The 25,002-nt window shown below is 35.1% G+C and carries 25 protein-coding genes, 1 tRNA gene and 1 pseudogene; 2 read left to right on the top strand and 25 right to left on the bottom strand.

Features of this window, described 5'->3' with window-relative positions; all coding sequences use genetic code 11:
- Positions 1–102 precede the first annotated feature (102 nt).
- The gene (locus tag AC0L5Q_RS02615; protein WP_473614161.1) at positions 103–2,073 is read right to left on the bottom strand and encodes a serine/threonine-protein kinase; all 1,971 of its coding nucleotides are present in this window, start codon (positions 2,071–2,073) and stop codon (positions 103–105) included.
- 387 nt (positions 2,074–2,460) lie between these two features.
- Between AC0L5Q_RS02615 and AC0L5Q_RS02610 the strand changes: the two are divergent.
- Positions 2,461–3,640 (top strand): annotated as a pseudogene (locus AC0L5Q_RS02610) (IS3 family transposase).
- A gap of 157 nt (positions 3,641–3,797) precedes the next feature.
- On the opposite strand, the gene AC0L5Q_RS02605 reads toward AC0L5Q_RS02610, so the two are convergent.
- The 11 genes from AC0L5Q_RS02605 to AC0L5Q_RS02555 all read right to left on the bottom strand — a co-directional run bounded on the left by AC0L5Q_RS02605 (position 3,798) and on the right by AC0L5Q_RS02555 (position 11,401).
- Positions 3,798–3,888: transfer RNA gene (locus AC0L5Q_RS02605), tRNA-Ser, on the bottom strand.
- Positions 3,889–4,133: 245 nt separating this feature from the next.
- Positions 4,134–4,568 (bottom strand): MarR family winged helix-turn-helix transcriptional regulator, encoded by a 435-nt coding sequence (locus tag AC0L5Q_RS02600; protein ID WP_473614160.1) that lies wholly within the window; start codon positions 4,566–4,568, stop codon positions 4,134–4,136.
- A 132-nt stretch (positions 4,569–4,700) separates the two neighbouring features.
- A complete protein-coding gene (locus AC0L5Q_RS02595) occupies positions 4,701–5,054 on the bottom strand; it encodes a DOPA 4,5-dioxygenase family protein (protein WP_473614159.1) in 354 nt (117 codons plus the stop codon).
- A 93-nt stretch (positions 5,055–5,147) separates the two neighbouring features.
- On the bottom strand, positions 5,148–6,128 hold the full coding sequence (locus AC0L5Q_RS02590) for an alpha/beta hydrolase (protein ID WP_473614158.1): 981 nt from the start codon (positions 6,126–6,128) through the stop codon (positions 5,148–5,150).
- Positions 6,129–6,568: 440 nt separating this feature from the next.
- Positions 6,569–7,075, bottom strand: a complete 507-nt coding sequence (locus tag AC0L5Q_RS02585) for a GNAT family N-acetyltransferase (RefSeq protein ID WP_473614157.1) — start codon at positions 7,073–7,075, stop codon at positions 6,569–6,571.
- A gap of 337 nt (positions 7,076–7,412) precedes the next feature.
- The gene (locus tag AC0L5Q_RS02580; RefSeq protein ID WP_473614156.1) at positions 7,413–8,060 is read right to left on the bottom strand and encodes a class I SAM-dependent methyltransferase; all 648 of its coding nucleotides are present in this window, start codon (positions 8,058–8,060) and stop codon (positions 7,413–7,415) included.
- A 108-nt stretch (positions 8,061–8,168) separates the two neighbouring features.
- Positions 8,169–8,909 carry an SDR family oxidoreductase gene (locus AC0L5Q_RS02575; protein WP_473614155.1) on the bottom strand — a complete coding sequence of 247 codons (741 nt, stop codon included), beginning with the start codon at positions 8,907–8,909 and terminating at the stop codon, positions 8,169–8,171.
- 526 nt (positions 8,910–9,435) lie between these two features.
- Positions 9,436–9,978, bottom strand: a complete 543-nt coding sequence (locus AC0L5Q_RS02570; protein WP_473618248.1) for a peptidoglycan recognition protein family protein — start codon at positions 9,976–9,978, stop codon at positions 9,436–9,438.
- A gap of 250 nt (positions 9,979–10,228) precedes the next feature.
- A complete protein-coding gene (locus AC0L5Q_RS02565; protein ID WP_473614154.1) occupies positions 10,229–10,528 on the bottom strand; it encodes a type II toxin-antitoxin system RelE/ParE family toxin in 300 nt (99 codons plus the stop codon).
- On the bottom strand, positions 10,516–10,773 hold the full coding sequence (locus AC0L5Q_RS02560; RefSeq protein ID WP_473614153.1) for a type II toxin-antitoxin system Phd/YefM family antitoxin: 258 nt from the start codon (positions 10,771–10,773) through the stop codon (positions 10,516–10,518). The genes AC0L5Q_RS02565 and AC0L5Q_RS02560 overlap by 13 nt, the downstream gene beginning before the upstream one ends.
- A gap of 175 nt (positions 10,774–10,948) precedes the next feature.
- On the bottom strand, positions 10,949–11,401 hold the full coding sequence (locus tag AC0L5Q_RS02555) for a UPF0158 family protein (RefSeq protein WP_473614152.1): 453 nt from the start codon (positions 11,399–11,401) through the stop codon (positions 10,949–10,951).
- Positions 11,402–11,535: 134 nt separating this feature from the next.
- Here AC0L5Q_RS02555 and AC0L5Q_RS02550 point away from each other — a divergent pair, with 134 nt between their 5' ends.
- On the top strand, positions 11,536–12,573 hold the full coding sequence (locus AC0L5Q_RS02550; protein ID WP_473614151.1) for an IS110 family RNA-guided transposase: 1,038 nt from the start codon (positions 11,536–11,538) through the stop codon (positions 12,571–12,573).
- A 277-nt stretch (positions 12,574–12,850) separates the two neighbouring features.
- On the opposite strand, the gene AC0L5Q_RS02545 is transcribed toward AC0L5Q_RS02550, so the two are convergent.
- The 13 genes from AC0L5Q_RS02545 to AC0L5Q_RS02485 form a co-directional block, all read right to left on the bottom strand.
- Positions 12,851–13,474 carry a hypothetical protein gene (locus tag AC0L5Q_RS02545; protein ID WP_473614150.1) on the bottom strand — a complete coding sequence of 208 codons (624 nt, stop codon included), beginning with the start codon at positions 13,472–13,474 and terminating at the stop codon, positions 12,851–12,853.
- Positions 13,475–13,600: 126 nt separating this feature from the next.
- Entirely contained in the window at positions 13,601–14,476 is an 876-nt protein-coding gene (locus AC0L5Q_RS02540; RefSeq protein ID WP_473614149.1) for an SEL1-like repeat protein, read from the bottom strand.
- A 600-nt stretch (positions 14,477–15,076) separates the two neighbouring features.
- A complete protein-coding gene (locus AC0L5Q_RS02535) occupies positions 15,077–15,385 on the bottom strand; it encodes a DUF6980 family protein (RefSeq protein WP_473614148.1) in 309 nt (102 codons plus the stop codon).
- A 126-nt stretch (positions 15,386–15,511) separates the two neighbouring features.
- Positions 15,512–15,877: a hypothetical protein gene (locus AC0L5Q_RS02530; protein WP_473614147.1), complete on the bottom strand. Its 366-nt coding sequence runs from the start codon at positions 15,875–15,877 to the stop codon at positions 15,512–15,514.
- Between the two features lie 1,174 nt (positions 15,878–17,051).
- Positions 17,052–17,510, bottom strand: a complete 459-nt coding sequence (locus AC0L5Q_RS02525; protein WP_473614146.1) for a hypothetical protein — start codon at positions 17,508–17,510, stop codon at positions 17,052–17,054.
- Positions 17,511–17,664: 154 nt separating this feature from the next.
- Complete coding sequence (locus AC0L5Q_RS02520; RefSeq protein WP_473614145.1) at positions 17,665–18,288, bottom strand: hypothetical protein; 624 nt, start codon at positions 18,286–18,288, stop codon at positions 17,665–17,667.
- 109 nt (positions 18,289–18,397) lie between these two features.
- Entirely contained in the window at positions 18,398–18,649 is a 252-nt protein-coding gene (locus tag AC0L5Q_RS02515) for a hypothetical protein (protein ID WP_473614144.1), read from the bottom strand.
- A gap of 808 nt (positions 18,650–19,457) precedes the next feature.
- Positions 19,458–19,985 carry a hypothetical protein gene (locus tag AC0L5Q_RS02510; RefSeq protein WP_473614143.1) on the bottom strand — a complete coding sequence of 176 codons (528 nt, stop codon included), beginning with the start codon at positions 19,983–19,985 and terminating at the stop codon, positions 19,458–19,460.
- A 110-nt stretch (positions 19,986–20,095) separates the two neighbouring features.
- Entirely contained in the window at positions 20,096–20,839 is a 744-nt protein-coding gene (locus tag AC0L5Q_RS02505; protein WP_473614142.1) for a metallophosphoesterase family protein, read from the bottom strand.
- Between the two features lie 445 nt (positions 20,840–21,284).
- Positions 21,285–21,848, bottom strand: coding sequence for a GNAT family N-acetyltransferase (locus AC0L5Q_RS02500; RefSeq protein WP_473614141.1), 564 nt, complete (start codon positions 21,846–21,848; stop codon positions 21,285–21,287).
- A gap of 115 nt (positions 21,849–21,963) precedes the next feature.
- Positions 21,964–23,046 carry an outer membrane protein assembly factor BamB family protein gene (locus tag AC0L5Q_RS02495; RefSeq protein WP_473614140.1) on the bottom strand — a complete coding sequence of 361 codons (1,083 nt, stop codon included), beginning with the start codon at positions 23,044–23,046 and terminating at the stop codon, positions 21,964–21,966.
- 460 nt (positions 23,047–23,506) lie between these two features.
- Positions 23,507–23,785 (bottom strand): hypothetical protein, encoded by a 279-nt coding sequence (locus AC0L5Q_RS02490; RefSeq protein ID WP_473614139.1) that lies wholly within the window; start codon positions 23,783–23,785, stop codon positions 23,507–23,509.
- 101 nt (positions 23,786–23,886) lie between these two features.
- Entirely contained in the window at positions 23,887–24,642 is a 756-nt protein-coding gene (locus AC0L5Q_RS02485) for a hypothetical protein (RefSeq protein ID WP_473614138.1), read from the bottom strand.
- Positions 24,643–25,002: the final 360 nt, after the last annotated feature.

The following is a 25,002-nucleotide window of genomic DNA, read 5'->3' as shown; positions in this document are numbered from 1 at the left end:
AACAAAAAACTTAAAACCTTTGAAAAACATCAATTAAAGTCATTTACTTAACTTGAAAGCAAATATCTATAACCATCTGATTTCTTTTAGGCTATTATCGTATTAATTGACCATAGCATATAATTCATTACCTCTCTTAATCAGCTTTTGTGCTGTTTTAAAGCGTTTTTTCTCCATAGATTCGTTAGCAAAATTTAAATAAGATGCCGCCATTTTCTTTGTAACAATCACTAATGGATCAAAATTTTGAGGTACTTGTGTAGCAACTCTCATTACGTTTTCATCAAGTTTTTCTAATTCTTTAGAATCATTCACAGACAACAACTCGCTAGTAAGTTGTTCAAAAGTTGATCTATAAAAAACTTCTGCTGCATCATATGGATATGGGGCTTTTTCTCCAGCAATAATTTTCTCCCTATAATCTGAAAGTAAATTAACTGAAGCCTCCATCTCCTTTCCTAACATCAACAATGATTTAGCATTGGCGTAATGATTGAAAGCTAACTCACCTATTTTGATTAATTCACTAATTTTACTCGCATCATGTATGTTAATTGCCGAGTCAAAATTACTTTGGAATAACTTGAAAGCTTCATCTTGCGGTTGAAATTTATAATTAGAATCTACAAAAAATAAATCATTGATGATTTTTTCTATATTATTATCACCCTCCTCACTATATCGCCCTTGTGTTAATAACAAGTTTAAACGATCAGACAAGGCATCTGTTGTTGCTTGGCGACTCATTTGGCTTTGATTATATAATTGTTGGAGACGGAAAGAGTCTGGGAATATATTCAAAGCATCGTCAATTATAAGTTCGATTTCATCATAGTTTTTATAAATACCATTAGGGCCTTTTGGTACATTAACAATACGTTTTTCAACAATATCAAGTATCTTTTGACGATGTTCTCTTAGTAGCCCATGCTTTAGCAACTGATGCTTTTCGGCAACGGTATCTAACGTTCTTAAAAGCTCAACCGTAGATAGCTTTTCTAAATTTTGTAGTTCTTGATTTTTTTTATCGCTTAACTGTATCTCAGCAGTTAAATGATCAATGGTTGTATTTTTAGCTAAATATGTTTGCACACCAGCAATAAAAATTAAGCTAGCCGCAGTACCTATAGCTAATTTAGGCCATAATTTTTGAGAAAATTTATTTAATATAACTTGAATATTTTCACAACGTTGTTCTTGTTTGAGCGCTAAACCTTTTTTTAGTGCAGGCCATAAATACCAATTTAAATTTGATGGTTTATTTAAAGGAGTCTGTTTTAGATCAACTTTATCTGCGGTTATTCTTTGATACGGATGCTTACATGATAACAATTCGTAAACTATACAAGAAAAGGCATAAACATCATCAGACGCACAAGGTGATTGGCCTTGAATTTGTTCATAGCTAGCATATGCAGGTGTATAGCCACTTAAAGGAGAAGATTGTTCATGATTTTGAAGAGCATATTTATCAACATTTAATTGCAGTGCTCGAGCCACACCAAAATCAAAAACTTTGATGTCCCCTTTTCTGGTTAACATAATATTAGAAGGTTTTAAATCAGTATGAATAATACCCATATGATGTGCATAAGTTAACGCATTACCAATTTGCTCAATAAGCTTATAGGCTCCTTTAAAAGGAATACCTAGTGGCTTAGAGCGCTTAATAACTTGTTCTAGTGTTTCCCCATCTAGCCACTCCATCACAATGAAATGAAAATTATCATGAGAGTCGACATCATAAACCCTAATAATATTTGGATGAGATAGTTGCTGGGTTTTATAAGCTTCTTTAACTAGTACTTGTTTAGCTTCTGAAATTGAAGAAAATTGCTGCAGTAAAACTTTAATAGCAACATAAGGCTCATCAATTCCAGCAGACTCAAGGTTTAAGTCTTTAGCACGATATATATCACTCATACCGCCACTACCAAGCTGAGACTCTATAACGTATCTGTCTTTAAGGCATTTACCTATTAGATTGATTTCATTTGATTTTTGTTTTGAGTTAAACCCTGCGACGAGAGTTTTATCATCGGCAATCGATGAGTCTGATTGGTTTATATCCATATAAAGTATTATCTTTTACTAAGTTTAAGTTTATAGAGTCTATTCTATAAACCATCGAAAATATGGCGGATATTGTGCTATGTAAATCATCGGAGTTCAATATAAATTTTAGGATTTTTTGAAACTCAGCTAGTATAACGTATCTAGTCAATTTAGTATTTTACAGAGCGGCAATATCTTCCTGTTGAATATAATAATATAAAAAATCACTAACTAATTATCGTTTTTTTAGAATGTAGCGCTGAGATAGAGATTTGAACTCTAAAAAGGTTTAGCGCTACAACCCCCTTTTGATTTACTAAACGCCAAATAGCTGAAGTGGCATAGTTAATTTGGCCACCTACTTAGAGGTGTTATCATGCACCTCATTAAACGTTAGGTGACACAATGACTAAACCAAGAAAACCCAATTTCAGTCCAGAATTTAGATTAGAAACAGCACAGCTTGTTGTTGATAACGGCTATACCCACGAAGAAGCAGCTAAGGCGATGAATGTTGGTTATTCAACCATCGGCAAGTGGGTCAAGCAGCTTCGTGAAGAGCGCCAGGGTAAATCACCGAAAGCGACCCCGATGACACCTGAGCAGATTGAGATTCGAGAATTAAAGAAACGAATAGAACGTATTGAATTAGAAAAGGAAATTCTAAAAAAGGCTACAGCTCTGTTGATGTCGGACTCACTGAACAATTCGAATTAATCGAAAAACTCAATCAGAGCCATAAAAGAAAATACCGAATTAGCCTGCTATGTGACGTGTTTGGTGTGCATCGTAGCAGTTATAAATACTGGGCTGTTCGCGATAATAGCTTAAGCGTTGAGCAAATAAAGCTTAGGGCTGAAATAAAGCGATTTCATGCGTTGAGCGGCGGTTCTGCTGGTGCGCGTAGCTTAGCAGATATGCTAACAACAGCAGGCTACCCATTAAGCCGTTATCGAGCGGGTAATTTAATGACTGAACTTGAATTAGTTAGTTGTCAAATACCTCAGCACAATTATAAAAAAGCGAATAAAGAGCATGTTGAAATACCGAATATTTTAAATCGTCAATTTGATGTGATCGAACCCAATAGCTACTGGTGTGGTGATGTCACCTATATTTGGACAGGCTCACGCTGGGCATACTTGGCAGTTGTCCTCGACTTGTTTGGTCGAAATGGGCGTTATCCTATTCACCTGATAGCCTATTGACCATGAAAGCGTTAACGATGGCCTATGAAAGTCGTGGCAAACCAGAAAATGTTATATTTCATTCAGATCAAGGTTCGCATTACTCCAGCATGAAATTCAGGCAATTAATTTGGCGATACCAGATAACACAAAGTATGAGTCGTCGTGGAAATTGTTGGGATAATAGCCCAATGGAGCGGTTCTTTAGAAGTTTAAAGACAGAATGGATACCAACGACAGGCTTTAAGAGTTTTACTGAAGCTAAAAAAGCAATAATCAATTACATCATTGGTTATTACAATCAGACTAGGCCACATAGATACAATGCTGGCTTAAGTCCAAATGAGTCAGAGAAAAGATACTGGCTAAACTACAAATACGTGGCCAATATGACTTGACCACTTCAAGCAAAAAGCCGCTACAACTAGCAGTTTCTTAGAATGTGTCGGAGAGATAAAGATTTGAACTCTAAAAAGGTTTAGCGCTACAAACCCCTTTTGATTTACTAAACGCCAAATAGCAAAAAGCCGCTACAAGTAGCGGCTTTTTAGAATGTGGCGGTGAGATAGAGATTTGAACTCTAGAAGGGCTACAAACCCTTGCCGGTTTTCAAGACCGGTGCTTTCGACCACTCAGCCATCTCACCTGAATGCAAATAACGCGGTAGCGTTAAAGCGAAGCGAATATTAAAGGCACTTGCTAGCTTTGTAAAGTGTTTTTTAAATCAAAAGCGTATTTTTATTCGTGTTGTATAAAAAACGCCAAAGCAACGAATAAAAACCATACAAATAAGGTTTTATACTCAACTATAACTGATTTAATTTCTTATAAAGCCAAGTTAAAACTTGGCACCTAAACCTCAACACTTTAAGAGCACACAATTAACCTTAATTATTGTTTAAACACAGTAAGGTTTTTAGCCATAGTATTAGCTATTTTTAGAAAACTCTCTAATTCTTCTAAACTAATATTTTTCTGCATTTGTTTATGTACATTAGCCTGTGTTTCTACAATAAAAGCGACTATCTGTTTACCTTTTTTAGTTAAAGACAAGAGCTGACTTCTTTTATCTTCAGTGTTTACTGTTTTGGTTAACCATTGTTTATCAATCATTTCTTTTATTAAACGCGCTATTTGTGCTTTATCTCTAGCAAAAAAAGTAACAATATCATTTGCGGTGCAAACCTCATTACTATTAATAAAAGTTAAACACTTTATATGCATGTAATTTAATCCTAACTCATTAGCATTAAGAGCCGTTCGCATTGCGTTTCTGTATGAATGAATAATATCGAAAACTACATCTGAAATGTATTTATTACTCATTGAGTAACCCTTTATAGTGACGTGACAATTACAACCTTACCGTAACATAGTAGACTTTATCAACCTATTTTATTATCAAGTGAGTAAGAAAATAAACATTTAAAAAAAACAAATACGTAACAAGCTTGTTTTTTAACCTTCAAACATTGATGTATTTAGCTTAACACTATCCCCTAACCAATAAGCATAGAGGGTATGATCATCTAAATCGTTACCCGACAAGGGATGGATAAAAACGGTTAAGTCTTTACGATTAAATTCAAGCCAAGCAACAAATTCATCAAAATGTTTTTTACTAAATGATATTTGGCAACTCCATTTAGGATGAGGTCCAACAGGTTGCTGATGAATACGGCCAACTTTCAAATTAAAATACTCACCTGCTTTTTCACATAAATCAGTAGCGAAAGATAATGTTTCTTGCTCAAAGTAAATATGTGCATGGTAAGCATTATGTGAGTTTACAGGGCGTTTAATTAAATTCATTAAGTTTCTCTTTTCTTATACTAACCCAAAAAATGGATAGAGCAGGCAATTAAATAAAAATAGCCTGTTTAATGCAAATTGATATAAATCAGGCTATTCAGGTTTTATAAGTACATGATGACGATCTGCTGGTTGAACTCTACCACCGTCAATTGCAGCAATCATATGATGTATAACGGGGCTAATGGTTCCACTTTTATTTCTTAAAAAATAAGTATGTCCTTTTTTATCACCCCAGCTATTATTAAAATTATCACAGTCAACTTCGTAAACATTACGCGCTAAACGCCCTTCCAACATAGATTCTGGCCCCGTCATACCTAACCGGCGTGATGCAGTCATATTCTTTAAGTTTGCCAGTTTACTTGCCGGCATAGCCAGATCATCATTAGCATAATACACCACTACATTTCTTGCTGAATCAGGAATATAACAGCCCTTTTCTTTATATTCTAAGGTGTGATTAACAACATCTGCAGCCACCATAAAAACATTACGGAATAACTGTGGCATATTACCTGCCATATCATAAGTTACCCAGTTACTTATTGCGTTTCTTAAAACACGGTTCCCCATAGAGTGCGCTAATACGTTCATTCTGCGAGTACAAGGGTCAACTTTTTTAGCTTCTTCTTTACGCCAGTTATCAAACATACCAAACATACGTGAAAAAGCATCGCCACTCGATCTTGAAGCACGTTGGTCGTCCCAATAGTCATCCATAAATGCCACAACAGAGTCATCATCACATGGCCAAATAAGAGGAACAACATGAACAAGATCTGGCATTAATTCGTCAAACATCCCTTGTAAAACTGCAGCATTTGGAAATATATCTGACTCACCAATGTTATTAAAACCATGAATATAAAATAAAATTTGAGTGTTGTTACCTAAATATTTTAATGCTTGAAAAAATGCTTTGCTACCAATTTCAGTATAATCATCAACACCATTTCTTCGACAAAAATACATATCTTGTCGAACACTGGTATTCTGCATTGAAAAACTGATTTTGCGTCCCTTTTTAGTCTTGTCTGATTGTTTAGGGGTACGGTTTGTGGCGAATAACATAAACTTCTCCTCTATTTATTAATAGTTAAACTCGCTCAAAACTTATTGTACATAGACATAATGACTCCCCACGACTAGCCTAGGTTACGTAGGTTAACTTCAAAAAAACAGAATCATACATATTTTAATAAGCCGCTTAAAATAAAAGCTAGTTTAAATAACATAACATAATTAATATTAAGTTAAATGAATATATCGCTTAAAAAAAAGACAAAATAAGGCAAGAAAAATAAAGAGGTGCACCACTAAATATTTATCTTAAACGCTTGGTTAATATAAACACATAATGAATTAAATAGAGGAAATGTCTGATATAAAATAAAAAACGAAATACAGTCAATTGTATCCATTTGGGTTGCTGCATTACTTAAACGATCAAAGTCTAAAAATTGCTAAATATTGAAATAAAAATTCTGTAACTCATGAAATGGTTATCTTACTCAAGCTCTATACTCATATAAATTATTTTGTAACCCGTAAAGCTCCATAGTTCCCTTTAAGGTAAAGCCAATTTTTTTCAATAATTTATTCGAACTTAAATTATCGGGAAACGTAATAGCCAAAAGAGTATTTAAACAACATGAAACAGCCTCTTCTTGTAGAATAGAGCTAGCCGCTTCTCTTGCATAACCTCTTCCACAAAACTCAGGTAAAAGTGCGTAACCTAAATCAGGATATTCCAGCTCTTCTCTCTTAAGTAAACCACACATCCCAATGGGAGTTCCTGAAGATTTTAACACGACTAAATTTAAACCAAATCCATTTACCTCATAACTCAACATAGGACCATGAATAAGATAATTGATCGCGTCAGCATTGGTTCGTACATTCTTATCAGCTATGTTGCGAATAAAAGACTCTTCATTTAACAACCTAAGAATAAAATCAGCATCATCTATATTCAACGATCTGATAATTAATCTAGCTGTTTCATATTTTACTTTCATTAAAATTCGTCTATTAACTCGCAACTACATCAACCTATATAACAAACCAAATAATTATTGATAATCGCTACTATATAAAGGTCCATTAACATTTTTTATCTTACTTTAATGATTTATCGACACCTAATTAATAAACTAAAAATGGTTGACTAAGATAAGACTCAATCAACAACTTGCTATTTTTAGTTCTTCTGAAATACCTTATATTTCTAACACATACTAGCAAATACTAAATTATCTAGAACTTCAGTGATTGTGGAGTGGATACAATCAATTTCATACTATAAACCCCCTTAATTCAAGCTCGATTCACATCCAAGTGCACCACTTAGTCTTGTTATTTTTTTTGTAACTTCTTAGCCACAACAAAATAGCTAGATGCGTCTTTGTATATCTCTTCAGATTCAACCACTTGAAACCCGCCTGCCTCTAATAAGTTTTCTACCTCAGAGCTTATGACTCTTCTTATAGGAATGGGAATGAGTCCAAGTTTACACAAGACTCGCACTAGCTGGATTTGAAGATTAACTAAAAATGACATCTTTTGACGCAAGCAAGGTGTTACAGAAATGAACAAACCTTCAGGCTTTAGCAATTCATTTATTCTCAGTACTACATCCTGTGGGCTAGAAACGGTATGTAACATATTAAAAGCTAGAATGACATCATATGATCCTTTATCAAATTCGCTATCAAAAATATCAGCTTGCTCGAAGTTTACGTTCTCAACTTTCGCAACCGCTGCTTTCCCCCTTGCTATTTCAATCATTTTCGATGATATATCAATAGCGTAAACCTTTTTGACCTGACAGGAAAATTGGCATGTTGCAGTTCCTGTCCCACACCCGTAATCGAGAACGGTATCGCTACCTTTGAGGAATTTTTGGGCATTTTCTCTAGATTTACTATGAATGTACTCAAATCGTTCTTCAGTCTTGTCGTAGTTTTTAGATGCTCCATCCCAAAACTTTTCCAGTTTACTCATTATCTATACCTTTGTGGGAGAAGCCAACGCTTGGCTCACGGCACAAACTGCGGAGAGCATTTTGTGCAAAGTGGAGCGTAGCAGTATGTGTCCGTGTGCAGCAATTTTTTAGGCGAATCCTCCGTTTGCACCGATATTCTGACCCGTAACCCAAGATGCCTCATCACTAACAAGGAAAAGTACAATACGCGCAATATCAATTGGTTCACCGATACGGCCAAGTGCAGCCATGCCTGCAAGTCGATCTATAACCTCTTGGCTCTTACCTTCTGTAAAAAGTTCAGTGTTCGTTGGCCCTGGAGAAACTGCATTAACTGTAATTCCCCTTGAACCCACCTCTTTTGAAAAAACTCTCGTCAGTTGTTCTACGGCTCCCTTTGTCGCACAGTATGCGCCATAAGTTGGAAGCATTAATCTTGTTGTTGAACTTGAAAAATTAATGATTCGACCGTTATTTTCAAGACGCGAAGCTGCTTCACGGAGCGTGTTAAATGTGCCTTTAATATTAACAGATAAGATATGATCAAAATCATTATCCGTTGTATTTTCAATGGTTTTGTACAGAATAGTCCCTGCGTTATTGACAAGAATATCTACTTTACCGAATTGGCCAATAACAGCGTCGAACAGCGACGCAACTTGTTCAGCTTTGCTGACATCAGCTTTTATAGCAATAGCTATACCTCCCGATGCCGTAATATCAGATACCACGCGTTCAGCTGAATCTCTGCTTGCAGAGTAATTAATCACCACACTAGCACCAGCTTTTGCAAGTGTCTTAGCTATTTCTTCACCTATACCTCGTGACGAACCAGTTACGATAGCAATCTTGTTAGAAAGTATTCCCATAATAAATTACCTCAGTTAAATACCAATCCCCAATTAACGGGCAAAAAATTGTTGGCTATAATTAGCGACGAAGGAGCAAAAGCCAACTGTTTTTTGTCCTTGTTGATTTTCTTGTTAGTTTGTTGTTACAACCTAAACGCTTCAGCACAGGTTTGAAAAGCTACTACAACAATTATTATTTTTGCAAATGAAGTTTTTTAGAACCCACCCTTTATCATCGTAAATATACCCAGCCCCCCCAGCAAATACCTCATATGAATAGGTCTCCTTATTCATTGTCAATTCCCCTGAATATTTACAAGGCATAATAATTGACTCTCCGTGAGCTTCTTCATTACTGACTTGCTCCGCAGTTTGAAAATATAAAGTAATTTCACTTTCTGTCAGTATAAAGTTATCACAAACCTTAGATCCCTGTTTGGTGATATCGACAACTTTTTTTGTTGTCAATATTTGAATTTTTTTTCATGATTAAAGGCACAAGATGTAATAAAAAAAGCAGTGCCTAAACAAATGATATTTTTTATCATGGAGCAACCCCAACTTTTAAATATTGAAGCAACTGGATTCCTTCTGCTTTCTTTTTCCTAGCAATTACACCATGTGCGTAAACATCTTTATTTAAGGTTAAAGAGAACTCCTTTAATAATATATCCACTAACAACTTCAATGATTTAAACTGTTCATTTGTTGGTCGCTCAAAGATATTTGTAGCTTTGTTAAAGCGACCTACGACCTCAATTCCTAATGAATCATTATTTGAAGGATAACGAAGAGGATAAGCTTTTCCTAACTCATGTCTAGATGCATTTTTTACTCTTTTTGAAAATGAAAATCCTTTTTGATGAAGCAAACTATTAACAGTTTTTAATTCTTTAGGATCACATGATTTTTCGTCGACACACCGAGAATATAAGATACCAACATGCCAACAGAGTTTTTCTAAACTTGCTGTTTGGGATATTGTTCCATCATTAGCAATTAAAAAATGAGCTCCAGTTTTTTGCCCCGCAACATAACCATTCAGAGATGAAGTAGCACTCGAACCTGCAGTTCTATGAAGTACTATAGATGTTACGTTGTTAATATTCCCATGCTCAATAGAGTTGTATCGTTTGGCTGTTATACGCTTATCCCATTTGTAACTGTTGTCATTAAAGTTCTTTTTAAATTGTGTTTATAAAATATCAAAATTTACCCGTTAGCTTGAAAACAAACTAACGCCCCAATAAGAGGCTAAAAATTGTTTGCTAAAATGTGAAGCGAAGCGGAACCGAGCAAACTGTTAGCGGTCCTTTGCAATGACTTGTTAGCCGTATTTAACTCCGTAAAAGAAACCTACGCAGATCTCGTTCTTGCCGCATAACATGTAAAATATAAACTTTGTCTCTATCCACTTTATAAAAAATACGACAAGGATTCACATTGACTTCACGATAATTTAAGTTCACCAATTCCTGTGGTCTTTTACCTGATTCCGGATGATTTTCTAATCTAGAGATTTTATCAAATATTTTCTGAGTCAATTTCTTTGCAGCAGAAAGATTACTTAAAGCAATGTATTCAGCGATCTCGTTTAAATCATCTAGGGCTGGTGATGTCCATATTACTTCAGCCATTTACTCATTTTCTCTTTTGCTTCTTGATTTGAGAACGTTTCACCATTTTTAATTGCTTGCTCACCGCGCGCAACACCTTCAAGGATAGCCATTCGCTGTTGCATAAACTCATAATCTTCCACATCAACTAAGTAAGCAGATGGTTGACCATGTTCAGTTATTAGTACAGGTTCTTTTGATGTATGTAGCTCAGCTAGAATTTTAGTAGCTTGCCGTTTAAGTGTTGTTACAAGTTCAACTCTCATAATAAACCTTATATAAACATTTAAATAATGTATCACAATAGTATCACATTACTTCAAGGTTACAACTATACGGCTAACGCCCAATTAATGGGCTTTTATTGCTGGCTAAAATTAGCGAGGCACGAGCAAAAATCAGCTGTTTCCTGTCCTGCTTTAATGATTTGTTAGAATTTACCTACTCAAAATCAATTTTATTTTCTTTGCACCAAAACTCAACAAATTCTCGCAACTTTTGACCTCGATATTTATGCCATTCATCTACCAACCCAAGCTTTTCTAGCTCAGTTTTAAAACGTCTGAATGCACCTTTACCATGTATCGAACGGGATAACATTTCTGACTGCTTAGGAATAACCACTCGAGCGATAAATTTCTCTATGATACGGTACTCATTAAAATCGTATTTTTCAGGCAAAGACAAATAGTCATCCTGATTTTCTAAATAATGTTTGGCACTAGCGACAGCTTCACGATACCACTCAGCAGAATCAGATAAGTCTATTTCTGCTGCTCGGAGCTCCTCATCAGTAAACATACAGACTTGTTCCGTCTTTGTGTTTAAATATGATTCACTCATATCACTATCAAAATCTACAGCGTCAATAATATCGTCAATTTTTACTTTCATGCAGAATACTCGCCGATTCGATGGCATATAACGCCTCACTAAGAGGCAAAATGATAGATAATTGGACTCCCTCACCCTTAACGAGTGAGGTAATATTGTAGTTACCACACCAAAATATTATAAAGAGTCCTAATATGTATCGTACTAGAGTTGGCGTTGATTTAGCAAAAAAAGTTATTCAAGTTTGTATTTATAGAAACAATAAAGTGCAGTCGAATATCGAAATGACACCGGAAGAATTCCTTTATTGGCTTATCAACAATAAACCCGTTACGATAATATTTGAAGCTTGTAGTACGTCTAACTACTGGAAACAAAAAGCCATTGAAGCAGGTCATGATGCCAGGTTAGTTTCAGCGAAACTGGTATCAGTCGTCAGACAAAGTCAAAAAACAGATAAAAACGACGCCCTCGCTATTGTTCAGACCACCTTCATGCCAGATGTGACTTATATTGGCGGAAAAACGGTTGAGCAACAACAACTACAGTCCATTAAACGCTTAAGAGAATTATCGGTTAAACAACGCGACGCCTCTCAAAAACAACTCATTGCTTTGCTTTTTGAATTAAACATCAAAATTTCAAGCCGTAGAGGAGGAATAATTTCAGCAATAGAAAGTGTGTTAGAAGATGCCTGCAATTGCTTGTCAACAGAGTTTCGCAGGGCTATTTTCTTAGCAAAAGAGCACTTGAGAGGGCTGTTTGAAGATATTAAGCATTATGATAACTGTATGGAACGTTCGGTTTCTGCCCACCCAGAATGTAAAAAGCTCACTAAGCTAGAAGGTGTTGGTCCAATGAATGCAATTAACCTTTATATTGCGTTGGGCTGTTTAGATATTGGGTATTTCAGTAAAGGAAAAGACGCCTCGGCCTGTATTGGCTTAACGCCGATACAGCATTCATCAGGCGGCTTAGTTAAGTTAGGCTCTATAGGGAAGTTTTGCAAAAATAGTCGGCTAAGAAGTCAACTAATCTGTGGCGCAACTGCAGCAGTTCAGCACGCAATGAAGCGAAAAGCTAAAACAAAAAAAGATGCCTGGATCCAAGGCTTAGTTGAACGTAGAGGTAAAAAGTGTGCTGCAGTAGCGTTAGCAAATAAAACAGTAAGAACAGCGTTTGCGATGTTAACACAAGGTACAGAATACAAAGCTGAATTACTCGCAGCTTAATACGAGTTCAAACGACAAAATGCACTAACGAAGATAAAAATCAACTGGTTTAGTCAGTAGCCAACTAAGAGCCTAGTGCTCGCTTTATAGATTTGACAACCAGTTCGCGTAAATATCAAAGAGCCTGAGATAGCTTCTCATTTAGAGCTCGTACATAAGTATGCATTAATTTCTTTGTTTTAAGTTTTGTTGTTGACAGGAGGTAGTCCACATAAGTTGGCTAAAATTGCGAGGAACGAGCGCTAGCAAACTGTTTAGCGTCCGTTTGAGTAACTTGTTAGACTTTTTTGTCACAGTGGTTAACATCATATTCAGGATCTGGATGAGAACCCGTGCTGCCTAATCCAAAATTACCTTTGGATTCAAAGTTAAATGTATGACTATTCTCTGTAACCTCAAATTTTTTAATATTACCTTCTTTAACTCTATGTATAACTTCACCTAAATTAAACCCTTCACTACCAACTCGATTATCCGGTAACAAGAAATAGAACCTAGCACCAACTACACTACTGATGGTATTTCCAACAATATAATCCTTATCAAGAATTAACCTTTTTAATGGTATTTTATAATACTTATGAGAGATTTCGTTTGGCTCTAAAACTATAGGGGTAAAGCAGTCTGCTAAATTAAAACCAAACCCTACACCACCTAACTCGCCTTTTGAATTTGAATTATCCATTGTAACGTTGCCATTCAAAATGGCTTCTTGATAATCACCAGAGTTTTTATAAATCACTCCTAAAATAACCTCGTCTTTAGCAACTTCGAATGATGTTACAGATAAGCTCATTTCGTGGTTTTTATTAAAAAATTGGAAGTACAAACCAACACAAGCAACAACAGCACCAATCCATCCAGCAACGTTACTTATATTATTCCATGTTGAATTACTCAATTACTTCTCCTAAAAGTCTAACGCCCAATTAATGGGCTTTTATTGCTGGCTATAATTTGCGAGGGACGAGCACAGCCAGCTGTAAAAGTCCCGTTGAATTGCTTGTTAGCTGCCAAGTAACCTCAACTATTCTTTAGCCCAGCTATTCCATAATGGAAGGCAATTTGTTGGTTCACCTAGATCTTCTATTTCGCCTAAAGAGTCTTCGGCATACTCATAACCTAATACTTGTGCTTTGTGTAACCAGCTTATTCCGGTTTCTTTTTCACCTGTACAAGCATAAAACTCGCCTATCCAACCCGCAGCTTCTGAGTGTTCATTTTCTGCTGCCCATAAATAGTACTCTACAGCCTCACTAGAGTTTGTTTTTTCTAAAATTTTACCTAATTGATAACCTGCTTTAGGACTCTTATATACTTCAATTGAGTACTTTAATAATAAAATACTTTTTTCAATATTTTTACTTACTTTGGAATTTTTTCTTCCTAAATTTAAAGATTTATACCGAGAATAAGAATACTTTCCTTTGACATAAATACTAGCTAAATCTAAGATTTGCTGCGCTTTCAACTTTTCGTGATCTTCATATAGTTTATTAAGAGTGAGGGTGAAATCATCTTTACTAATACTGCCTTTAATTTTATTTAATAACTCTTTTACCTCTGGAAATCCGTTATCAATTAATGACTCTGCTAAAGCTATTGCATATTGCTTCTCAGTTTCACTTTTCAATGTGATTGAATTTACATAAGAGTTAACGATAGAGAACATTGCTAAAGGGTAACCATTTGCCGCTGATTTGTTTACCCAATCTTGAGATTCCTTTTTAATGTCTAAATCAGATATTTTATCGTATGCAAGGCCTAATATAAATTTTCCCCATACAAATTGTGCTTGAGGGTTTCCTTTATCTGCTATGTTTTTTAAATAAATAGCTTCAATTGAAGGATTGTTTATACTACCAAATTCATGACTAAAATTTGTTCCAAATATTATTGCCATATTCCTTTTACCTTTTTCAAAGGTAAAACAAGTATCAACAATACTTTTGACGTTAGTCCCTTTCAATTTATTTAAACAGTCACTTTCAGCAAAAGCATTAACCGTGAATAAAGCAAATGAAAGAATAGTAAAATATTTATACATAAGATTAATTTAACTCGAGCTATAAGGGCAACTAACGCCCATTTTATTGCTGGCTATAATTTGCGAGGGACGAGCACAGCCAGCTGTAAAAGTCCCGTTGAATTGCTTGTTATATGCCTGATAAAATTGAACTTAATTACTGAAGTTCAAAGTAAAAGACGGTAGTCATAAACGCACTATAAATTGAGCTACCCACAAATACTAGAACGAAATAATAGCTTTGTTACATTACGAAGTAATAAAAACAACAAAGCTTATTAGTGACTATTGAATAACTACAATAGCGAAACCCGTAGCAGAACTTACAAAAGTAAAAGTTAATAACCAAATTATTAGCTAAAGCACCCTACTACATTAATTGCATATAACGCCTCATTCAGAGGCTAAAAATTGATGGCTAAAATAAGCGAGGCACGAGCAATAGCCAGCTGTTTTTAGTCCTGCTGCAATGCCTTGTTATAGGTATTTGTACCAAGCGCCTGATTTAAATTCTTTTGGGATATTTTGCTCTGACGGCTCGTCAAAACCTAAATTTTCTAAAGTATTAAACCACAAGTCTCGCTTTGAATCAGGTAACTTTGAACCACACCACGAACAAAAATAAATGGCTTTAGAGCTACTGCCACCGTCATGAATAATAAGTCCATATTCGTCAAATTTTGCGTTATATGTAATTAAAGTATCAGGGCACTCAAATTCATTAGCATGATCAGTGCATTCAAACTTTAATGAATCATCCATATTCTGACAACAGTGCTGAACCATGTAGTACCTATAACGCCCAATTAATGGGCTTTTATTGCTGGCTAAAATAGCGAGGGACGAGCACAGCCAGCTGTAAAAGTCCCGTTAAATTGCTTGTTAGGCGTGATTAATATAATGTAAATATGCTTACGAATTATGCCTCATCCCTTGAATATAAACTTTAAAGTTAGAAAATGAATCAGTATCTGTAATCGATGATGTTACTAAACCTCTAGTCTCTTCATCAGAGTACGCATCTATAACTGACCAAAGAAAGTATATTGCATCGAAGGTTTCATCATCGTACTTTAGGCTTTTAACTTTCATGATTGAAGATATGTATTCCGTTAAATACTTTCCAATAATATTTGAATTAAAGAAGTCGTCTTTATTAATGAAATCATTAATACTTTCCACAATCTCAATTGTTAAAAAAGCATCTTCTTTTTCTCCATTCTCTTGAATTAACAACTTAACATTTTCAATAAATTTTACAATTACATCCTTATTCATACGACTTCCTTTTATTAATTAAATTAAAATGAACCAAACGATAAACGCCTAACGCCCAATTAATGGGCTTTTATTGCTGGCTATAATTGCGAGGAACAAGCACAGCCAGCTGTAAAAGTCCCGTTGAATTGCTTGTTATATGCCTGATAAACCTGAACTTAAATACAAAAGTTAGAAGTAAAAGACGGTAGTAATAAACGCACTATAAATTGAGCTACCCACAAATGCCAGTACGAAATAATAGCTTTGTTACATTACGTAGTAATAAAAACAACAAAGCTTATTAGTGACTATTGGAAAACTACAATAGCGATACTCGTAGCAGCACTTACAAAAGTAAAAGTTAGCAACTAAATTATTAGCTAAAGCACCCTACTTCAGAATTGCATATAACGCCCAATTAATGGGCTTTTATTGCTGGCTAAAATTTGCGAGGAACGAGCACAGCCAGCTGTAAAAGTCCCGTTGAATTGCTTGTTATATGCCTGATAAATCAGAACTTAAATACAAAAGTTAGAAGTAAAAGACGGTAGTCATAACTGCACTATAAATTGAGCTACCCACAAATGCCAGAACGAAATAATAGCTTTGCCACAAAAGTCTTTTAAATAGGCAAAGCTTATTAGTGACTATTGAATAACGATAATAGCGAAACTCGTAGCAGCGTTTACAAAAGTAAGGTTGATAACAATATTTTTAGCTAAACAAACAATACAATTTGAGTGTATATAACGCCCAATTAATGGGCTTTTATTGCTGGCTAACATTGCGAGGAACGAGCACAGTCAGCTGTAAAAGTCCCGTTGAATTGCTTGTTATATGCCTGATAAACCTGAACTAAAATACAAAAGCCAGAAGTAAAAGACGGTAGTAATAAACGCACTATAAATTGAGCTACCCACAAATGCCAGAGCGAAATAATAGCTTTGCCACAAAAGTCTCTTTAAAAAGGCAAAGCTTATTAGTGACTAGTGAAAAACTATAATAGCGAAACCCGAAGCAACGTGTACAAAAGTATTTTTGATAACAACATTTTTAGCTAAACCAACAATACAATTTGAGTGCATATAACGCCTCATTCAGAGGCTAAAAATTGTTGGCCAAAATAGCGAGGCACGAGCAACGGCCAGCTGTTTTTAGTCCTGCTGCAATGCCTTGTTAGGCATTTATACACTTAGCCCTTTTGCTTGTGATTTACAAAAGCCTGAGTAAGCATACATAATATAATTAAGAAAACAAAACTAAACATCAAAGGCCAGCTTAAGTAGCTCCATCCATATTGTTGCTCTCTATATTCAATGTTTGGCAAATCCCCATTCCCATAATTTTGTTTTATTAAATCAATATTTGAAAGTTTATTATGATGACAATATGAATTTCCTGACACTAAAGCCCCATTTTTTTCGTAGCGTTTTGCAAATAACACCCCCGATTTTACACCACCTTTCACGTAGACATATTCACCAGTCACACCTTTCCAAACCTTTAATACTTTGTGCTTAGTAGCAAAACTATCAGTGACTTTAGGTTTACCAAGAAGTAGAACGACATCGGCATTGGAAAATAGCTCATCTAACCGCTGGAGTTTTTCTTCTACAGTATTTACAGGTAAGCAAACAATACTTAATGCCAAGCTATGCGCCGAGTATAAAAATATTATTAGAAATGAGCAGAACTTAATCATGATGCCTAACGCCCTGTTAAGGGGCAAATTGTAGTTGGCTAAAATGTGAAGCGGAGCGGAACCAGCCAACTGTTATTTGTCCCGCTTGAACAGCTTGTTAGCATTACTTTACCACAAGTTTATCGACAACTTGTTTAACTTTATTTGTATTTCCATTGGCAATACACGTTTGTTTAAGCTCATGTATTAAATTGACTAACTCGCCCATACGCGTGCCCTGATCAGGACTCCATGTTTTACCTGCCATCGGTGCCAAGAATATTGAATTATCATGTTTTCTAGGGGTAGAAAAGTGATAAGTAGTACCATCCATACCTAAACGGTTATTCGACGAATACTTAGTTTTTAATAACTCGGATACCCAAATTTTTTCTAATTGGATTGCTAATTGATTTGGGATTGAAATGTTACACTTTTCTATCGGGTTAACAGGAACATTGTTACTGTAAATTTGCCAATAATGTATTTCTGCTTCTAAAAGTATTAGAGAATATTGATTTTCTATTTTTTTAATAAATAAGGCTGACTCTGAATCAAAAGATGGAATCGTAATTACTTTTAAAATTACATCGTTAGCATATGCGGCTTCAAATGCTTTTGTGACAAATAAATGATAATTATGTGTTACCTGCATTCGTGCATAAATAGATGTTTCTGGATATAAGTGCTCTTGAGAATGAACAAAAGAAGAAACTATGCTGAATAATAAAACATTTAAAATTTTCACAAGACCATCCATGTAATGCTAACGCTTTGCTAATGGGCAAAATAAAGTTTGCTAAAATGTGCGAGGCACGAGCAACAGCAAACTGTATTTTGTCCTGTTAAGCAACTTGTTATGTACAATTACTGCTTTGATTAACTTCTTTTTCTTGATGGCCAAAAAACTTAGTACCTGATTGATTATTTTCTTTACGCTGATATAAAAGACGAATGTATAAGAAAAATAATACTAGCGGTCCAGCTATTAAACCTAAACAGAAAATAATTATCTGGGTGAATTGTGAATAACCTAATTCCATTGCCCATTTAGCACTCAATATCCCAAATAAAAAAGCTACCGAACCCGTTGTTAAATTTATATCCATATTACTCTCCATAGTTAGATTTACACAATTTGTACATAACGCCCAATTAATGGGCTTTTATTGCTGGCTATAATTTGCGAGGAACGAGCACAGCCAGCTGTAAAAGTCCCGTTAAATTTCTTGTTATATGCCTGATAAACCTGAACTTAAATACAAAAGCCAGAAGTAAAAGACGGTAGTCATAAATGCACTATAAATTGAGCTACCCACAAATGCCAGAACGAAATAATAGCTTTGCCAACAAAGTCTTTTAAATAGGCAAAGCTTATTAGTGGCTATTGAAAAACTACAATAGCGAAACCCGTAGCAGCGCTTACAAAAGCACCTTTGATAACAACATTTTTAGCTAAACCAACAATACTACATGAATTGCATATAACGCCCAATTAATGGGCTTTTATCGCTGGCTATAATTTGCGAGGAACGAGCGCAGCCAGCTGTAAAAGTCCCGTTGAATTGCTTGTTATATGCCTGATTAACTTTAACTTAATTACTGAAGTTTAAAGTAAAAGACGGTAGTAATAACTGCACTATAAATTGAGCTACCCACAAATGCCAGAACGAAATAATAGCTTTGTTACATTACGTAGTAATAAAAACAACAAAGCTTATTAGTGACTATTGAATAACTACAATAGCGAAACTCGTAGCAGCGTTTACAAAAGTAAGATTGATAACAATATTTTTAGCTAAACCAACCATACTATTTGAGTGCATATAACGCCTTGCTAAGCGGCGAAAAATTGTTGGCTAAAATAAGCGAGGAACGAGCAAAAGCCAACTGTTTTTTGTCCGTTTAAGCAACTTGTTAGGCAAATAATTGCAGAGTATTAAACCAAGCAACTATGTCTTTAAAATACGCTCCAAGTGCTGCACCTGCAATTAAAGTTACTAAACCTATTAAAAATGATATAAACCTACGAACTCCTTTACCTTGTTCTGATTGCTCCACCAATTGTTGCCTTAGTGCATCTTCCATTTCTTCTCGTATGGCGCTAAATTTAGCTTGGTTTGTATTTGCAAGTTCACGATACCTTTCTGCCAGTGACTTTTTATGTTCTATCTCTTCAAGTAACGCGTCTAAATTTTCCGTTTTAGAATCAAGGTCTTTTTGCATTTTAGATATAATACTGCTGGCAGCAAGTATATGTTCTTTTGCTTCATCAACTCTTTCCCTTGCTTCAGCTTCTTCGCCTATATCAGGAAAAAACTCTGTAAGGTACTTGCCTGTTGCATGAGAGGTAATAGATTTTATTTGTTCTTCGGAAAACAATCGTCCTGTCAATATTCGTAAAATTGCAGTAATTAATTCTCCATATAGAGTTGTAAAACGCACACTGAACCCTCCATAGTTGCCTAACGCTTTGCTAAGCGGCTAAAAATTGTTGGCTAAAATAGCGAGGAACGAGCAAAAGCCAACTGTTTTTTGTCCGTTTAAGCAACTTGTTATATCCGTCTTCCCGTTGATAAAAAGTGAACCCAATCACTACGGTTTCTTTTTTTACTTTCATTTACAGCACGATGATAATCATAAGGAACTTTGATGTTTTGAACGATCCACTTAGAATCAACCTTTTCAACTATTGAATATGATGCGTGATGCGTAAAGTTTTCCATAGAGTGTACTACAGGCTCTTCATCTGTATATGCTTGTAGACCAACACTTCCAGGATTAACAATAAGTTGACCACTACTCAAGTTTACAGCTCTAGGCGTATGTGTGTGACCACAGCATATTAGCTTAGATTTTTGACCCGCAAGTAAATCTAATATTACGTTATCTGAACGTAGTAAAGCATAACCTTTACTCACATCTTCCAATAAATAAACCAAGTCATTTTTTGGTGTGCCATGACAAAAATATACATCTTCATTAACTTGCTTATCAAAAGGTAGTGATTTCATCCACTCTAATGGTTTAGAACCTAAATCATCCAAAATAAATTGCATGGTTGGGTTTGATTCTATTTCTTCTTCCGTAGATTCGTAAATTTGACGATCTTGATTACCTGAAATTGTAATAAAATCATGTTCCATCAAAAGTTCAAAAGTAGCCTTAGGGGCAACTGGGCCATAAAGAATATCACCAAGATTTGCTTTTAAATCTACGGAATGCCTTTTTACATCCTTAATGACAGCATCAAGGGCGAAAACGTTACTATGAATGTCTGATAATACGGCAATCTTCATTAGATACTCTTAGGATATAACGCCCAATTAATGGGCTTTTATTGCTGGCTAAAATTTGCGAGGGACGAGCACAGCCAGCTGTAAAAGTCCCGTTGAATTGCTTGTTATATGCCTGATAAATTTAAACTTAATGACTGAAGTTTAAAGTAAAAGACGGTAGTAATAAATGCACTATAAATTGAGCTACCCACAAATGCCAGAACGAAATAATAGCTTTGTTACATTACGCAGTAATAAAAACAACAAAGCTTATTAGTGACTATTGAAAACTATAATAGCGAAACCCGTAGCAGCGCTTAAAAAATACGTTTGATCACAATATTTTTAGCTAAACCCACCATACTATTTGAGTGCATATAACGCCTCATTCAGAGGCTAAAAATTGTTGGCTAAAATAGCGAGGCACGAGCAATAGCCAGCTTTTTTAGTCCTTTGCAATTACTTGTTAGGCAACATTTTTCGCCCAACTATCTCGTAAAATTTTAAACAAACAGTGCTCTTTAAAGCGACTATCATCTGGGACATCAGGATGTTCGAATGTAACACCAGTGTTTAACATGTTGATTCTCTCCATTACTGCTAACGAAGAATAGTTATTCTGAACAGCAAAAGAAACAATTTCTTGTAACTCAAGCTCTTCAAAGCCAACTTTAAGAGCTGCCAACGCTGCTTCTGTGGCGTATCCTCGCCCCCATTGCGGTCTCGCAAGTCGCCAAAGAATTTCTACACATGGCGAGAAAGGTAATTTTGAAGAAGACGAAAATAGCCCCACAATGCCTATGAACTCTTTTGAGCCAATATGCTCTACAGCCCAAACACCCCATCCGTTTTGTGCGATTAGTGATTCACATTTTTTGGCGATGGCATCGCTTTCATTTCGATTCAAAGTCTTTGGGAAAAACTTCATTACTTGAGGATCTGACGACATTGCGAAAAATGGCTCTAAGTCATTAGAAGTCCACTGGCGCAGTTGAAGTCGCTCTGTTTTTGGCTCAATTATTCTGACCATACTGCGAACTATCCTGTTGTTGCCTAACGCCTCACTAAGAGGCAAATAATAGTTGGTTAAAATAAGCGACGAAGGAGCAAAAACCAACTGTTATTTGTCCTGCTTGAGTGACTTGTTATGCTGAATGAACACTAATCATCCCAGGTTTATAATTTAAAAATAGCTCCCTAGACTCTGTATAAAGTCCACCAGAACCATCCCATAGCCCAAACTCATAGTGAGTTTCATCGACTTTAGGTGAATTATCTATAGTAGTTTCTAATTTACCTGTACGGATATTTAATACATCAACGATGTAGCCAGAGTCATTTTCATATAGGATAAAAATTGTATCGTCATCTTTTTTCCAAATTTTTTGGATTCCCTTTAACTCAAGCTTCCAACATTTCTTATCTTTTAATAGATCGAAACAAGTTAAAATATTATTTTCTAGGGATTCAAATATAATAAAGTAATTATTAATTAGTAGTTGATTAGGTTTTCGTCCTGCCTTTTTTTTAAACTTTTTAATGGCTAATCTAGATTCAATATCAAATATAGTTATATTGCCCCCATAACCAGCACAAACAAGCCTATCATTATGGAACAGCGGTGTCGCTCCGACAGCCCAGCCTCCACTGTATTTAAACTCTCCAAGAACAGTTAAGCTTTCATAATCCAATTCCAATATTTTAGAATTACTGGTCGACACATAAAGCTTACGTTTATGAGATATAACTGGTGAATCAAACCATTTAACCCGCGGTTTTATACTTTGTTTAACTTTACCTGATGATGTTTCAAGCTCAATTAACTCACCTCCATTACTTAAAAAAAGCCGTTCTGATACGCTCGATAACCTTCCACCTGAAGAGTATTTAAATTTAGGTTTTTTAGACCATAAAATCTCGCCATTGGAGCTATTGATAGCAAGGATTTCATTCGAAGAGCTGGCATACAAAGTATTATTAATTCTGACTGGCGAAGTAAATATTGAATTGAAATGTTCTTCAGTTTTAAGCTCAACAACCCACGATATGGAGTGTTGTGTTAAATCGAATGAGCAAATATAACAAGACATCCCTCTCCCACCATTTGTTCTAGGTTCTTGAAGGTTTATTGCAAAATATAAACTCTTTCCTGAATTGAGGAGAAATGAAGGTTGAAGATCCATTTCAATAGGAGTGTTCTTAATAATATCTTTAAGTAATATATCCAAGTGCGAGAATATCCTGATTCAGCATAACGCCCAATTAATCGGCTTTTATTGCTGGCTAAAATTGCGAGGAACGAGCACAGCCAGCTGTAAAAGTCCCGTTGAATTGCTTGTTATATGCCTGACAAACCTAAACATAAATACACAAGCGACTAGTAAAAGATGGTAGTAATAAACGCACTATAAATTGAGCTACCCACAAATGCCAGTACGAAATAATAGCTTTGTTACATTACGTAGTAATAAAAACAACAAAGCTTATTAGTGACTATTGGAAAACCTTAATAGCGAAACCGAAGCAACGTGTACAAAAGTATTTTTGATAAAAACATTTTTAGCTAAACAAACCATACTATTTGAGTGCATATAACGCCCAAATAACGGGCTAAAAATAGCTGGTAAAATAGCGACGCAGGAGCAAAACCAGCTGTTTTTAGTCCTGTTGATTTTCTTGTTATGTGTATTATAAATCAAAGCTTGAATCAGAGTTTTTAAAAATACTTCCTATCCCTCTGATGCTTGTTACTAGAATACGAAAAGGTAAATCAACTACATACTCTAATAAATCGTACCAATGACTTTCATCGTCAAATTTAGGCGGCCACATATAATGAGCTAAGACATAGCCTAATATTGAAGCAATTAGTAGCAACCAATCAAAACCATAAAATATAAGATCAAATACAAAATATGAACTCATTATAAAAAATGATGTTGATAAAAAAACTCTGAAGTTATTCATACTTCCCTATACATATAACGCCCAATTAATGGGCTTTTATTGCTGGCTAAAATTGCGAGGAACGAGCACAGCCAGCTGTAAAAGTCCCGTTGAATTGCTTGTTATACGGTTTTTACATTACATTCCGCGTGTTCTTTAATTAGAAAAGCATATGCTAGTAGATAGCTAACTAAATACCGATATATGTCATGGTAACGAGGTAATAAATCGTTATCAATTATCGGTTGTTCAACGATATAGACCTTTCCATTAAATATAAATTGTTGAATAAAATCTTCGTGTTCAAGGCGATCATTATTGATGCCAGACTCTTCGATAACCTTATTAATAAAGGCATTAGGTTCTAATATACAGCCTTGCATATGAACAATTGAATGTCTTAGCTTCTCTACTAATATAACAGCGATTTTAAGGTGAATCTTAAATTTATTTCTTTTTTCACTTTCATTTAACTGAGGATAATTTTCACTAAAATAAGCTAATACTTTATTTAATTTCCGTGGTGCTGTTTTAGTTGTTAACACCTCATATGAATAATTTACATAACTTTCGAATTTTTCGAATGCATTCGCCAACAACCAACAATACTGATTGTTTTTTTGTTGCATAGTTAAACTTTTTAAGTCAGAAATACTGGTTTTACGAAACTCATATTTTTCAACTTTACCTGAAAATGGATTGTCAAACCCAAAAGCATAATTACCTACAACGGAATCAGGTGATTTATTTTTTTCAAATTCATTAAGAATATCGAATTCTCTTTTAAACGCAGCATTCGCAACTTGTTGAATTAAATTGATATCAGCTAAGTCTTTTAATAAGTCATTGTAAGATGATTTTATCGACGCATGATGCATAATTTTCGAACCGTATAACGCCCAATTAATGGGCTTTTATTGCTGGCTATAATTTGCGAGGAACGAGCACAGCCAGCTGTAAAAGTCCCGTTGAATTGCTTGTTATATGCCTGATAAAACTGAACTTAAATACAAAAGTTAGAAGTAAAAGACGGTAGTAATAAACGCACTATAAATTGAGCTACCCACAAATACCAGAACGAAATAATAGCTTTGTTACATTACGCAGTAATAAAAACAACAAAGCTTATTAGTGACTATTGAAAAACTACAATAGCGAAACCCGTAGCAGCGTTTACAAAAGTACTTTTGGTAAAAACAATTTTAACTAAAACACCCAACTACATGAATTGCATATAA

This window comes from Pseudocolwellia sp. G5-9 (assembly GCF_055808995.1).
Note: the sequence above shows the minus strand (reverse complement) of the source record. Positions and strands in the feature narration are given on the sequence as shown.